14 protein-coding genes are annotated in these 12628 nt (G+C 70.1%); 1 reads left to right on the top strand and 13 read right to left on the bottom strand.

Going from position 1 to position 12628, the window contains the following annotated elements; all coding sequences use genetic code 11:
- Both PBV52_RS07875 and pyrR read right to left on the bottom strand, forming a co-directional pair.
- Positions 1-981 (bottom strand): aspartate carbamoyltransferase catalytic subunit, encoded by a 981-nt coding sequence (locus tag PBV52_RS07875; RefSeq protein WP_274237571.1) that lies wholly within the window; start codon positions 979-981, stop codon positions 1-3.
- Positions 982-1084: 103 nt separating this feature from the next.
- Entirely contained in the window at positions 1085-1657 is a 573-nt protein-coding gene (gene pyrR, locus PBV52_RS07880; RefSeq protein ID WP_274237572.1) for a bifunctional pyr operon transcriptional regulator/uracil phosphoribosyltransferase PyrR, read from the bottom strand.
- A 254-nt stretch (positions 1658-1911) separates the two neighbouring features.
- Here pyrR and bldD point away from each other — a divergent pair, with 254 nt between their 5' ends.
- The gene (bldD, locus tag PBV52_RS07885) at positions 1912-2415 is read left to right on the top strand and encodes a transcriptional regulator BldD (protein ID WP_004002691.1); all 504 of its coding nucleotides are present in this window, start codon (positions 1912-1914) and stop codon (positions 2413-2415) included.
- 169 nt (positions 2416-2584) lie between these two features.
- Here the strand turns inward: bldD and nusB are convergent, their stop codons facing one another.
- The 11 genes from nusB to ruvX form a co-directional block, all read right to left on the bottom strand.
- On the bottom strand, positions 2585-3019 hold the full coding sequence (nusB, locus tag PBV52_RS07890) for a transcription antitermination factor NusB (protein ID WP_274237573.1): 435 nt from the start codon (positions 3017-3019) through the stop codon (positions 2585-2587).
- A 2-nt stretch (positions 3020-3021) separates the two neighbouring features.
- On the bottom strand, positions 3022-3588 hold the full coding sequence (gene efp, locus PBV52_RS07895) for an elongation factor P (protein ID WP_031486831.1): 567 nt from the start codon (positions 3586-3588) through the stop codon (positions 3022-3024).
- Between the two features lie 51 nt (positions 3589-3639).
- Positions 3640-4746 (bottom strand): aminopeptidase P family protein, encoded by a 1107-nt coding sequence (locus PBV52_RS07900; RefSeq protein ID WP_274237574.1) that lies wholly within the window; start codon positions 4744-4746, stop codon positions 3640-3642.
- Positions 4747-4965: 219 nt separating this feature from the next.
- Positions 4966-5886, bottom strand: a complete 921-nt coding sequence (locus PBV52_RS07905) for a Pro-rich N-terminal domain-containing protein (RefSeq protein WP_274237575.1) — start codon at positions 5884-5886, stop codon at positions 4966-4968.
- 199 nt (positions 5887-6085) lie between these two features.
- The gene (aroB, locus tag PBV52_RS07910; RefSeq protein ID WP_274237576.1) at positions 6086-7177 is read right to left on the bottom strand and encodes a 3-dehydroquinate synthase; all 1092 of its coding nucleotides are present in this window, start codon (positions 7175-7177) and stop codon (positions 6086-6088) included.
- Positions 7174-7689 (bottom strand): shikimate kinase, encoded by a 516-nt coding sequence (locus PBV52_RS07915; RefSeq protein ID WP_274237577.1) that lies wholly within the window; start codon positions 7687-7689, stop codon positions 7174-7176. Before PBV52_RS07915 ends, aroB begins: the two co-directional genes overlap by 4 nt.
- Positions 7686-8870, bottom strand: a complete 1185-nt coding sequence (aroC, locus tag PBV52_RS07920) for a chorismate synthase (RefSeq protein ID WP_274237578.1) — start codon at positions 8868-8870, stop codon at positions 7686-7688. The genes PBV52_RS07915 and aroC overlap by 4 nt, the downstream gene beginning before the upstream one ends.
- A gap of 182 nt (positions 8871-9052) precedes the next feature.
- Entirely contained in the window at positions 9053-9394 is a 342-nt protein-coding gene (locus tag PBV52_RS07925; RefSeq protein ID WP_274237579.1) for a hypothetical protein, read from the bottom strand.
- 51 nt (positions 9395-9445) lie between these two features.
- Positions 9446-10285: a shikimate dehydrogenase gene (locus tag PBV52_RS07930; protein ID WP_274237580.1), complete on the bottom strand. Its 840-nt coding sequence runs from the start codon at positions 10283-10285 to the stop codon at positions 9446-9448.
- A 41-nt stretch (positions 10286-10326) separates the two neighbouring features.
- Entirely contained in the window at positions 10327-12024 is a 1698-nt protein-coding gene (gene mltG / locus PBV52_RS07935) for an endolytic transglycosylase MltG (protein WP_274237581.1), read from the bottom strand.
- A 124-nt stretch (positions 12025-12148) separates the two neighbouring features.
- On the bottom strand, positions 12149-12613 hold the full coding sequence (ruvX, locus tag PBV52_RS07940; protein WP_062707800.1) for a Holliday junction resolvase RuvX: 465 nt from the start codon (positions 12611-12613) through the stop codon (positions 12149-12151).
- Positions 12614-12628 lie beyond the last annotated feature (15 nt).

Genomic DNA, 12628 nt, shown 5'->3' on the forward strand with positions numbered 1-12628 from the left:
TTACTTCTCCTCGGTGGTACGGGCGTGGGTGAGGGCGGGTTCGTTGCCCCCGAGCAGCAGATACAGAACGGCCATCCGGATGGACACTCCGTTTGCGACCTGCTCGATGGCGGTGCAGCGCTCCGAGTCGGCGACCTCGGCGGTGATCTCCATGCCGCGGACCATCGGGCCGGGGTGCATCACGATGGCGTGCTCGGGCATCTTGGCCATGCGGTCGCCGTCGAGGCCGTAGCGCCGCGAGTACTCGCGCTCGGTCGGGAAGAACGCGGCGTTCATGCGCTCGCGCTGCACGCGCAGCATCATCACCGCATCGGACTTGGGCAGCGTGCTGTCGAGGTCGTACGACACCTCGCAGGGCCAGGTCTCGACGCCGACCGGCACCAGGGTCGGCGGGGCGACGAGGGTGACCTCCGCGCCGAGGGTGTGCAGCAGGTCGACGTTGGAGCGGGCGACCCGCCCGTGCAGGATGTCGCCGACGATCGTGATGCGCTTGCCGGCGAGGTCCTGGCCGAGCCCGGCGTCCCGGCCGACCAGGCGGCGACGCATGGTGAAGGCGTCCAACAGGGCCTGGGTGGGGTGCTGGTGGGTGCCGTCGCCGGCGTTGATGACGGCCGCGTCGATCCAGCCGGAGTTGGCGAGGCGGTACGGCGCTCCGGAGGCGCCGTGCCGGATGACGACGGCGTCGACGCCCATGGCCTCCAGGGTCTGGGCGGTGTCCTTCAGGGACTCGCCCTTGGACACGCTCGACCCCTTGGCCGAGAAGTTGATGACGTCCGCCGACAACCGCTTCTCGGCGGCCTCGAAGGAGATACGCGTGCGCGTGGAGTCCTCGAAGAAGAGGTTGACGACGGTGCGGCCGCGCAGGGTCGGCAGCTTCTTGATCGGCCGGTCGGCGACCCGGGCCATCTCCTCGGCGGTGTCGAGGATCAGGACGGCGTCGTCGCGGGTGAGGTCGGCGGCCGAGATGAGATGACGCTGCATCTGTCAGGCTCCGTAAGGCAGTTAATTCAGGAGAATTCGGGGCAGACGGGTGCGCGCGTGGGCGCGCTGAGCGGGCGTACGACAACGGCGTACGCCGTGGGCGCTACTGGGAGGTCTGCTTCGCGCCGAGCAGCACGGTGTCGCGACCGTCCTCCTCGGCGAGCTGGACCTTGACCGTCTCCCGCAGCGACGTGGGGAGGTTCTTGCCGACGTAGTCGGCGCGGATGGGCAGTTCGCGGTGGCCACGGTCCACGAGGACCGCGAGCTGGACCGCGCGCGGACGGCCGATGTCGTTCAGGGCGTCGAGGGCGGCGCGGATGGTGCGGCCGGAGAAAAGGACGTCGTCGACCAGCACGACGAGGCGGCCGTCGAGACCGTCACCGGGGATCTCGGTGCGGGCCAGCGCACGCGGCGGGTGCATGCGCAGGTCGTCGCGGTACATGGTGATGTCGAGCGAGCCGACCGGGATCTTGCGCTCGGTGATCTGCTCGAGCTTGGCGGCGAGCCGCTGGGCGAGGAAGACGCCGCGGGTCGGAATGCCGAGGAGCACCACGTCGTCGGCGCCCTTGGCGCGCTCGACGATCTCGTGGGCGATGCGGGTCAAGACCCGCGCGATGTCAGGGCCTTCGAGGACGGGCCGCGCATCGGACGCTTGCGTGTCCTGCTGCTTGTCCATACGAAAAGGACCTCCTTCTCCGCCTCACGGGACGGACCTTAAAGGACGTCTGGTTTGCGCCATCCACCTTAGCAGGCGGGGGAAGCACCTCCGTTCACCCACTTGGCCCAATCGGCCACCGATAGCACGGAAGCGTCGGTGTGGACCATTCGGCTTGACGCGCCAGAGTAACGCTGCGTAACCTCACAGTGAGTTACCAACTGCGCGGCATGGAACCCAAGCCAGTCGCGTCGACACAGTGTCCGGGGAGCTATATGTCCAGCGAATACGCCAAACAGCTCGGGGCCAAGCTCCGGGCCATCCGCACCCAGCAGGGCCTTTCCCTCCACGGTGTCGAGGAAAAGTCCCAGGGACGCTGGAAGGCCGTCGTGGTCGGTTCGTACGAGCGCGGCGACCGCGCCGTGACCGTGCAGCGCCTCGCGGAGCTGGCGGATTTCTACGGCGTTCCGGTGCAGGAGCTGCTGCCGGGCACCACGCCTGGCGGCGCCGCCGAGCCGCCGCCGAAGCTGGTCCTGGACCTGGAGCGGCTGGCCCACGTGCCGGCCGAGAAGGCGGGTCCCTTGCAGCGCTATGCGGCGACCATCCAGTCGCAGCGCGGTGACTACAACGGCAAGGTGCTCTCGATCCGGCAGGACGACCTGCGCACACTTGCCGTCATCTACGACCAGTCCCCCTCGGTTCTCACCGAGCAGCTGATCAGCTGGGGTGTGCTGGACGCGGACGCGCGTCGTGCGGTCTCCCACGCCGAGGAGAGCTGAGCGTTCCACGGGTTCGACCCAGTCAGCAGAAACGTGCCGCCGGGGTGGCCGGAACTTTGCGGTTCCGGCCACCCCGGCGGCGTTCTGCGGGCCTTGTGGGGCGTAGTCGTACGGGAACGCCGGAGGGCCCGCAGCGTCACCGCTGCGGGCCCTCCGGCGTTTTCCCTGCTTACGCCTCGTCCCGGCGCAGCGAGGGCTTCAGGTCCTTGAGCCGGCCGAGCAGCCCGTTGACGAACGAGGGCGACTCGTCCGTCGAGAACTCCTTGGCCAGCTGCACCATCTCGTCGAGTACGACCGCGTCCGGCGTCTCGTCGACCCAGATCAGCTCGTAGGCGCCAAGGCGCAGGATGTTGCGGTCCACGACCGGCATCCGGTCGAGCGTCCAGCCGACCGAGTACTGCGCGATCAGCTCGTCGATGCGCTTCGCGTGCTGCGCGTAGCCCTCGATCAGCTGCATCGTGTACTCGCTCACCGGCGGCTGCCGGGTGTCGGCCCGGGAGAGCCGGATCCAGTCCGCGAGGACCGTCAGGACGTCGGCCCCGCGCTGGTCGCCCTCGAAGAGGATCTGGAAGGCGCGCTTGCGGGCCGTGTTGCGGGCAGCCACGGTTAGCTGTTCACCCGGCCGAGGTAGTCGCTGGTGCGGGTGTCGACCTTGATCTTCTCACCGGTGGTGATGAAGAGCGGGACCTGGATCTGGTGACCGGTCTCCAGGGTGGCGGGCTTGGTGCCGCCGGTGGAGCGGTCGCCCTGGACGCCCGGCTCGGTCTCCTGGACGACGAGCTCGACGGCGGCCGGCAGCTCGACGAAGAGCACCTCGCCCTCGTGCTGCGCGACGGTGGCGGTGAAGCCCTCGATCAGGAAGTTGGCGGCGTCGCCGACGGCCTTGCGGTCGACCATGAGCTGGTCGTAGGTCTCCATGTCCATGAAGACGAAGTACTCGCCGTCCATGTAGGAGAACTGCATGTCGCGCTTGTCGACGGTGGCCGTCTCGACCTTCACGCCGGCGTTGAAGGTCTTGTCGACGACCTTCCCGGAGAGCACGTTCTTGAGCTTGGTGCGCACGAAGGCCGGGCCCTTGCCGGGCTTGACGTGCTGGAACTCGACGACGGACCAGAGCTGGCCGCCTTCGAGCTTGAGCACCATGCCGTTCTTGAGGTCGTTCGTGGAAGCCACGGTTGCGGAATCTCCTGGACTGACGTGGACGACCCCGGCGCACGCCACTGCCTAGAGGGCGAGCAGCTCCTTGGTCGTGATGGTGAGTAGCTCGGGTCCGCCGTCCGCCTCAGGGCGGACGACGAGCGTGTCATCGATCCGGACGCCGCCCCGGCCCGGGAGGTGGACTCCCGGTTCGACGGTGACCGGCACGCAAGCGTCCAGTTTACCCATGGCCGCGGGACCCAACTGCGGGTCCTCGTCGATTTCGAGTCCCACGCCGTGCCCCGTCAGCGCCGGAAGGCCCTGGGCGTACCCCGCCGAGTCCAGCACCTGACGTGCGGCGCGGTCAACATCGCGGTACGCGGCGCCGGGGGCCAGCGACTCCCGTCCGGCTCGCTGGGCAGCGAAGACGAGGTCGTACAGCTCGATCTGCCAGTCGGCGGGGGACGTACCGATGACGAAGGTACGGCCGATCTCGCACCGGTAGCCGCGGTACGTGGCCCCCAGGCAGACGGAGAGGAAGTCGCCCTCCTCGACGCGGCGGTCCGTGGGCCGATGGGCACGCCGGCCGGCGTTCGGGCCGGTGGCGACGGAGGTCGGGAAGGCGGGGCCGTCGGCGCCGTGATCGACCAGGCGCCGTTCGAGTTCCAGGGCGAGGTGACGTTCGGTACGGCCGACGAGGATGGATTCGAGCAGCTCCCCGAGTGCCTGGTCGGCGATCTCGGCACCGATCCTCAGGCACGAGATCTCCTCCTCGTCCTTGACCACCCGGAGCTGCTCCACGGCTCCGCCGAGGTCGGCGAGGCGCAGTCGCGGGACGACCGAGCGGATGGCCCTGTGGCGGGCCACGGTGAGGTGGTGTTCCTCCACGGCGAGGCAGACCCCGCCCTGCGATGCCGCGAGGTCGGCCGCGGCGACGGCGGGGTCGCCTCCGGCCCCGGGGAGGGTGTGGATCCGCAGCGCCTCGTCGGGACGGCCCTCGGTGGGGCGGTCGTCGGGCGGTTCGGTGCACACGAGCAGGTCTTCGGTCTTGCCGAGGAGCAGCACGGAGCCCTGTGGGGCGGCGCCCGCGAGGTAGCGGACGTTGGCGGGGCGGGAGATCAGCGCTGTGGCGCTGCCGCTGGCCTGGCAGCGGTCCCTCAGCCGGGATCGGCGGGTGGCGTACACCTCTGACATGACCCGAGCGTAAGAGCTCCGCGGGGTTGGCGCCGGTTGAGGGCGTCTGAGTGGGCGGTGTCTGGAAATGGGCGGGTTGGTGGGGTGACGTTCGGGGGCGGGGGTGCGGCTTGAGGTTGTGTGCCGTCTGGGGGTTCGTGGGGGCTTGTCGCGCCCACGCGGCGGAGCCGCATGTCGATACAGCCCCGCGCCCCTTGAGGTCGGCTCAGTCCCCGGCGCCTACCAGTTCGGAGGGCTGGCGATCGAGCGGGCCAGTACGTCGTCCAGGACCTGGGCCGTCTGTGGGACGTCGAGCTGGGAGTTGTCGATGATCGGCAGGCCCGAGCCGTACCAGCCCGCCATGCGGCCGTGGATGCGGGCGACCTCCTCGTCGGTGAGGCGGCGGTTGCCTGTGCGCTCGGCGTTGCGCTCGAGGACGATCTCCAGGCCCGGCAACAGGACCACCGGCAACAGCCCCGGACCCACATGGCGCTTCCAGCCGCCGAGGCCCACCACCGGCCGGTCGGGGAAGACCGCGTCGTCGAGGATGCAGGAGATGCCGTTGGCCAGGTAGTTGCGCGCGGCGAAGCCGCAGGTGCGGCGGGCGAGGCGGTACTGGGCCTCGGAGTTGTCGTTCCACCCGGACTGCGGGTCGGCGAAGCCCGAGCGGACCCATTCGCGTACGTCGTCGAGGCTGATGTGGGCCGTGGGGACCCGGCGGTGGTCCGCCCAGTATTTGGCGACGCTCGTCTTGCCTGCTCCGGCGGGCCCGATGAGCAGTACCGCGAGAGTCGTGGCCGACGGGTCGGGTGCCGCCGTCGCGGGCGGGGTGCTCGGCATGGCGACGGGGCCGCCGGGCGGCAGTGGTACGTGGCCCGTGGTGTCGGGCGTCGGCGGGGCCTGGACGTGCTGGGACGCGGGCGGGACCGGTCCGGGGGGTGTGAAGCCCGGCGCCGGGGGCGGCGGGGGCACGGGGGCCGATCCCTGGTGGGGGGCGGAGCCCTGGTGCGAAGCGGGTCCCTGGTACGGGGCGGGTCCTTGGTGCGGGGCAGGTCCCTGGGGCGCACCCGGGTGGTGCTGACCCGGGTGCTGTGCGGCCGGCGACCAGCCGTGCCCCGGCTGGTGGGGCGGCGGCAGCGGAGAACCCACTGCGTGCTGCATCCGGTGCCACTCCGTCTCGTCTTCCATGGCCATTGGCGCTGGCAGCAGGGCACGGACCCCGCTCTCCCCCACTACCCGGAAGGCGTGGGGGACCCCATCCGAACGGTACCGCCCCCGGCCGCCGTTTGGTGAACGGCCGGGGGCGGTCTGAAGTGCCCATCGCCACAGGCGAATCGGACGGAAGGGTGGTTCGGCGGACTTACTGGCCGACTTCGCCGTACGCGGCGAGCAGGACGGCCGGGTCCGGCCCCTCCAGGACGGTCGGCTTGGCCAGGCCGTCCAGCACGATGAAGCGGAGCAGGTCGCCGCGGGACTTCTTGTCGACCTTCATGTTCTCCAGCAGCTTGGGCCACTGGTCGTGGCGGTAGAACAGCGGCAGGCCTACCGATTCGAGGATCGTGCGGTGGCGGTCGGCCGTCACGTCGTCCAACCGCCCGGCGAGACGGCCGAGTTCGGCGGCGAAGTGCATACCGACGGAGACCGCCGCGCCGTGCCGCCACTTGTAGCGCTCGTTCTTCTCGATGGCATGGCCGAGCGTGTGGCCGTAGTTGAGGATCTCCCGCAGGCCCGACTCCTTCAGGTCCGACGAGACGACCTCGGCCTTGACCCGGATGGAGCGCTCGATCAGCTCGGCGGTGTGCGGGCCGGCGGGGGTCCGCGCGGCCTGCGGGTCGGCCTCGATCAGCTCCAGGATCGCCGGGTCGGCGATGAAGCCGGCCTTGATGATCTCCGCGAGACCGGACACGTAGTCGTTGACCGGGAGGGACTCCAGCGCGGCCAGGTCGCACAGCACGCCGGTCGGCGGGTGGAAGGCGCCGACGAGGTTCTTGCCCTCTGCGGTGTTGATGCCGGTCTTGCCGCCGACGGCCGCGTCGACCATGGCGAGCACGGTGGTCGGGACGGCGATCCAGCGCACCCCGCGCAGCCAGGTCGCGGCCACGAACCCGGCGAGGTCGGTGGTCGCACCGCCACCGACGCCCACGATGACGTCGGAGCGGGTGAAGCCGGACTGGCCCAGCGCCTTCCAGCAGTAGGCGGCCACCTCGGCGGTCTTGGCCTCCTCCGCGTTCGGCACCTGGATCGCGACCGCCTCATAGCCCTGCCCGGCCAGGTCGGCCCGCAGCGCCTCACCGGTCTCGGCCAGCGCCTCCGGGTGGACGACGGCCACCCGCTTGGCCTTGCTGCCGATCAACCCGCCGAGCTCGCCCAGGAGTTGACGGCCCACCAGGACCTCGTAGGGGTCGGTCCCCGAGGTACCGCCGACCTGGATCCGGGTGACTGCCTCGCTCATGCTTCCTTCAACTCCAGTGCGTCCAGGGCGATTTCGGTGACCTCTTCGGGCGTACGGCCATCGGTCGCGACGACGGCCGTGGCGACCTCCTCGTACAGGTGCCGACGGGCCTCCATCAGCTCGCGCCACTGCTTGCGCGGGTTGACCGCCAACAGCGGGCGGGCCGCGTTCAGCCCGGTCCGCTTGACCGCCTCCTCGACGTCCATCGACAGGTACACGACCCGCTGGCCGGCGAGCAACGCGCGCGTGTCCGCGTCCAGGATCGAACCGCCGCCAAGAGCGAGCACACCGTCGTGCCCGGCCAGCGCCCGGTGCACGGCCGCCTTCTCGACGGCACGGAAGGCGGACTCACCCTCGTCGACGAAGATCTCGGCGATGGTCCGGCCCTGCTCGGCCACGATGTCGTCGTCGGTGTCCCGGTAGGTGACCCCCAGCCGCTCGGCCAGCAGCTGCCCGACGGTGGACTTGCCCACCCCCATCGGGCCGACCAGGACGACCAGCGGCCCGCTCATCGGATGGCGAGGTTGTCGAGGTACGAGGTCACGTTGCGGCGGGTCTCGGCGACCGAGTCGCCGCCGAACTTCTCCGCCACCGCGTCCGCGAGCACGAGGGCCACCATGGCCTCGGCGACGATGCCGGCGGCCGGGACGGCGGAGACGTCGGAGCGCTGGTGGTGCGCCTGCGTCGCCTCGCCGGTGGTGACGTCCACCGTCTGCAGGGCGCGCGGCACGGTCGCGATCGGCTTCATCGCGGCGCGGACCCGCAGCAGCTCACCGGTGGTGAGGCCGCCCTCGGTGCCACCGGAACGGCCGGAGACGCGGCGGATGCCCTCGGGCGTGTTCACGATCTCGTCGTGGGCCTTGGAGCCGGGGACGCGTGCCAGCTCGAAGCCGTCACCGATCTCGACACCCTTGATCGCCTGAATGCCCATGAGCGCCCCGGCGAGGCGGGCGTCCAGCTTGCGGTCCCAGTGCACATGCGAGCCCAGACCGACGGGGACGCCGTAGGCCAGGATCTCGACCACGCCACCGAGGGTGTCGCCGTCCTTGTGGGCCTGGTCGATCTCGGCGACCATCGCCTTCGACGCGTCCGCGTCCAGGCAGCGCACGGGGTCGGCGTCCAGCTTCTCGACGTCGGCCGGCGTCGGGTAGACGCCCTGCGGCGCCTTCGCGGAGGCCAACTCCACAACGTGGCTGACGATCTCGATGCCGGCCGTCTCCTTGATGTACGACCGGGCGACCGCGCCCAGCGCCACACGGGCCGCCGTCTCCCGCGCCGAGGCACGCTCCAGGATCGGCCGGGCCTCGTCGAAGCCGTACTTCTGCATGCCCGCGAGGTCGGCGTGGCCGGGACGCGGGCGGGTCAGCGGCGCGTTGCGGGCGAGGCCCGCGAGGATCTCCGGGTCGATGGGGTCGGCCGCCATGACCTGCTCCCACTTCGGCCACTCGGTGTTGCCCACCATGATCGCGACCGGGGAACCGAGGGTCAGGCCGTGCCGGACGCCGCCGAGGAAGGTGACCTCGTCACGCTCGAACTTCATGCGCGCACCGCGTCCATAACCGAGCCGGCGCCGGGCCAGGTGGTCCGCCACCATCTCCGTGGTGATCGGCACGCCGGCGGGAAGGCCCTCCAGCGTCGCCACGAGTGCGGGACCGTGGGACTCCCCCGCGGTCAGCCAGCGCAACCTGCTCAACGGTGCTCCTCAGTGCTCGCGCCCTGGTACTGCCCTGCGTACGCGCGTCCTCGCATACGTCGACGGCGCGACCAGGTGCGCGGCCCTGGCCCGCCACCTTCGATCCTCCCACGTCCGGGCCCGGTGCCCGGCCGCCGGTCCACCAAGCGGACGGCAGATGGACGTCGTCGGACGCCGGAGGGTCACGCCGAGCCGTTGCCCTGGCGCTGTTGCGGAGCGTACGAGCCGAGGAAGTCGGCACCGCTCGGTTCCTGCGACGGCTGCCGCACCGACTGCTGGGGAGCGTACGGCCCGAGGTAGTCGGCGCCCCTCCCCTGGCCGTGCTGCGCCGCCGCGTGAACGGCCTGTCCCTCACGCATCGCACGCCGCCGGTCGATCGTGCGCTTCAGCTTGAAGACCCACGACCCGACGACGAGGAGCACGATCAGGACAAGCACAGGGATCTGCACCCAGTCCGGCATGAACCGCAGGACGATCTCGAATATCTCGCCCTTGCCGGACGCCAACGGCACACCAGTGGACATGGCTCGTACTCCCCCTCGGACCGCTCCGCCCCCTGCGGAACTCAGCGGATCCTAGCGCCCCGCGAGAGCGCGCTCGCCCGCTTTTCGCATGGCCTCCAGGGGTGCCGGAACACGCCCGGTCATCTGCTCCACCTGGAGCACCGCCTGGTGGACCAGCAGGTCGAGCCCGCTGACGACGGCTCCGCCGTACATGGACCAGCGGGCCGCGAGAGCGGTCGGCCAGGGGTCGTAGAGCACGTCGAACAGGGTGGCGGGGCGCTCCGGTACGGCGGCGGCGAGTGCGTCGGTCGTCCCGGCCGGGGTGGTCGCGATCACCAGCGGCGCGCGCAGCGCCCGGTCCGCGTCGGCCCAGTCCGCCGTACGGAGTTCGACGTCGAGCCGCTCGCCCCACTGCCGCATCTCGGCGGCGCGGGCCTCACTTCGTACGTACGCCACGACCTCACCGGTGCAGATGCGCGCGAGCGCGGCCAGCGCGGAGGAGGCGGTGGCGCCGGCGCCGAGGATGGCCGCCGAGTCGACCTGTTCGATGCCGCGCTCCCGCAGCGCGGCGACCATGCCGGGGATGTCGGTGTTGTCGCCGACGCGGCGGCCGTCCTCGGTGAAGACGACCGTGTTGACCGCCTCGACCGAGGCCGCCGTCTCGCTGATCTCGTCGAGCAGCGGAAGGACGGCCCGCTTGAGCGGCATGGTCAGCGACAGCCCGGCCCACTCCGGCCCGAGTTCCGCGAAGAACTTGGGCAGCGCTGCCTCGTCGATCTCGAACCGGTCGTAGGACCAGTCCACGAGCCCCAGTTCCCGGTACGCGGCCCGGTGCAGCACCGGGGAGAGGGAGTGGGCGATGGGCGAACCGAGCACGGCGGCCCGGCGGGCGTCAGTTGCCCGTGCTGTCATGGAACCTGTCCTTGAACCTGTGGAGACTTCGCTGTCCGACGTCAGTCCTTGTTCCTCGACGCGTTGAACTGCTGGACCAGCTTGTCGTGCTCCGCGAGCGTCTTCGTGAACTTGCTGGTCTTTCCGTCCAGCGAGATGAAGTAGTACCAGCCTTGCTTCGTCGGATTCAGCGCGCCCTTGAGCGCCTGTTCACCGGGGTTGTCGATGGGACCGGGCGGCAGCCCCTTGACGTAGTACGTGTTGTACGGGTTGTTGTACTGCCTCAGCTCGGCGATGGACAGGTCGATCTTGCTTTGGTCCTTTACGTAGTTGTACGTGGAGTCGAACTCCAGAGAGCCGTAGGTCTCGGGATTCCCGGGCTTGAGGCGGTTGTAGACGACCTCGGCCATCTTGCGGAAGTCGTCGTGGCTCGTGCCTTCGGCCTGCGCCAGGCTCGCCACCGTGAGCAGCTGCCAGGGGTCGTCGAGTCCCAGACTCTCGGCCTTCTGCTCCAGGCCCAGCGCCTCGTACTTCTCCGTGGCCCGGGTGACCATCTCCTTCAGGACGGTTTCCGGCTTCTGTCCCTTGCTGGCCGCGTAGCTGGAGGGGTAGAGGAACCCTTCCAGCGGGTCCTTCAGATCGGCGTGGTTCAGCGCCCAGTCGGGCAGGCCGAGGTCCTTGTACTTCTTCTTCGCGACGCTCGCCGTGGTGCCGTCCGGCACTCCGAGGCGCTTGTCGATCAGTGCGTAGACCGCGGTGTTGCGCGAGCCCTCGGCGATGATCAGGTTGTCGCGGCTCTCCGGACTGAGCATCAGTTCGACCGCACTCGCGGCCGACATCTGCTTCTCCAGCGTGTAGACGCCGTCCTGGATCGATTTGCCGTTGGCGTTCGCGTTCTGGGCGGAAATGAAGGCGTCGACGCTCTGGACGACGCCCGCTTCCTTCAGTTTCTGCCCGATCACCGAACCGACCGCGCCCTTGGGGATGACGACGGTGACCTGCTCGCCGTTGCCGTCCCCGGCGTAGTCCGGCACGTCGCCGAAACGATCCTGGTAGAACTGGTACCCGAAATATCCGACTCCGGCCACGCCTCCGCTGAAGATCAGAACGACCACCAGACAGGCCATCCCGCTGCGCCGTTTCTTGGGCTTGCCGCCCCGGCCCCGGCGATCACCACGCCCCCGGCCGTCTTCCGCCTCGTCGTCGGAGTCGTCGTCATCGTCGCCACCGGCGAAGAAGGCGTGTTCGCCCTGGTCAGGCCCGGGATCCCAGTCGGTCTGGGGCGGCTCCGGCTCGGCCTGCCGCCGGCTCGGCGGCGCCGGCGGCGGGTACGCGTCGGGTGTGCCGTAGTAGTCCTGCTGCTCACCGCCGTACGCCGCGGCCTGCTGCCCGTAGGGGTCCGACGGGTCGGGGTACTGGGCGTGCGCGTGTGTGCCGTCGGCCCAGCCGTTGTTGTTGTCGTACGGCTGCTGCCCCTGGCTCGCGTACTGCTGCTGTTCGTACTGATGCGGGTACTGCTGGCCCTGCTCCGGGTACTGCTGACCCTGCTGCTGGTACTGCTGCGCATGACCGTATGCGGCCTGCTGGCCGTTGCCCCAGTCGCCGTAGTGCTGCGGCTGCTGCGGATAGTGCTGCGGCTGGCCGCCGTAGGCAGCCTGCTGGCCCGTGTGGGCCTGCTGCCCTTCCCATCCGCCGTCCCCGAACAACGGGTCCTCGGGATGCCACGGTTCGGAGCCTGGGCCCCGGCCATACTCAGTCATCGATCCCCTAGAGCCGCGAGGCGGCGGTCACGCGGCTGGTGTAGCTCCGGCTCCCGTCCCGCCTCTCTCTGTACCCCGGCTGTTCGAAAACCGGTGCATCGCGCGGAACGTTACCGTATCGCGATCAGATGACCACTTCGACGCCCTCTCCGGGAGCTTTACCTGACACCCGTTCGGATTCGAGCGCCTGCTGCAAGATGATCACAGCGGCTGCCTGGTCGATCACCGACCGGCCCTTCTTCGATTTCACGCCCGAGGCGCGCAGTCCCTGACTGGCCGTCACGGTCGTCATCCGCTCGTCCACGAGCCTGACCGGTACGGGCGCGATCATGCGTGCCAGTTCCTGGGCGAAGCCCCTGACCTTGACTGCGGCCGGGCCCTCGCCCCCCTTGAGGGAGCGAGGGAGACCGACGACGACCTCGATCGGCTCGTACTCCTCGACGAGTTGCTTGAGCCGGCGGTGGGCTGCCGGGATGTCCCGGCCCGGGACCGTCTCCACCGGGGTGGCGAGGATCCCGTCGGGGTCGCACGAGGCGACCCCGATGCGGGCGTCCCCGACGTCGATCGCCAAGCGACGGCCGCGGCGCATGCCCCGGCCGTCGCC

This window comes from Streptomyces sp. T12, from assembly GCF_028736035.1.
GTDB lineage: Bacteria > Actinomycetota > Actinomycetes > Streptomycetales > Streptomycetaceae > Streptomyces.

Excerpts from the sequence above, each read along its gene's own strand:
- PBV52_RS07875 (WP_274237571.1), bottom strand. The coding sequence starts at position 981 with ATGCAGCGTCATCTCATCTCGGCCGCCGACCTCACCCGCGACGACGCC.
- pyrR (WP_274237572.1), bottom strand. The coding sequence starts at position 1,657 with ATGGACAAGCAGCAGGACACGCAAGCGTCCGATGCGCGGCCCGTCCTC.
- bldD (WP_004002691.1), top strand. The coding sequence starts at position 1,912 with ATGTCCAGCGAATACGCCAAACAGCTCGGGGCCAAGCTCCGGGCCATC.
- PBV52_RS07900 (WP_274237574.1), bottom strand. The coding sequence starts at position 4,746 with ATGTCAGAGGTGTACGCCACCCGCCGATCCCGGCTGAGGGACCGCTGC.
- PBV52_RS07905 (WP_274237575.1), bottom strand. The coding sequence starts at position 5,886 with ATGCAGCACGCAGTGGGTTCTCCGCTGCCGCCGCCCCACCAGCCGGGG.
- aroB (WP_274237576.1), bottom strand. The coding sequence starts at position 7,177 with ATGAGCGAGGCAGTCACCCGGATCCAGGTCGGCGGTACCTCGGGGACC.
- PBV52_RS07915 (WP_274237577.1), bottom strand. The coding sequence starts at position 7,689 with ATGAGCGGGCCGCTGGTCGTCCTGGTCGGCCCGATGGGGGTGGGCAAG.
- PBV52_RS07925 (WP_274237579.1), bottom strand. The coding sequence starts at position 9,394 with ATGTCCACTGGTGTGCCGTTGGCGTCCGGCAAGGGCGAGATATTCGAG.
- PBV52_RS07930 (WP_274237580.1), bottom strand. The coding sequence starts at position 10,285 with ATGACAGCACGGGCAACTGACGCCCGCCGGGCCGCCGTGCTCGGTTCG.
- mltG (WP_274237581.1), bottom strand. The coding sequence starts at position 12,024 with ATGACTGAGTATGGCCGGGGCCCAGGCTCCGAACCGTGGCATCCCGAG.
- ruvX (WP_062707800.1), bottom strand. The coding sequence starts at position 12,613 with ATGCGCCGCGGCCGTCGCTTGGCGATCGACGTCGGGGACGCCCGCATC.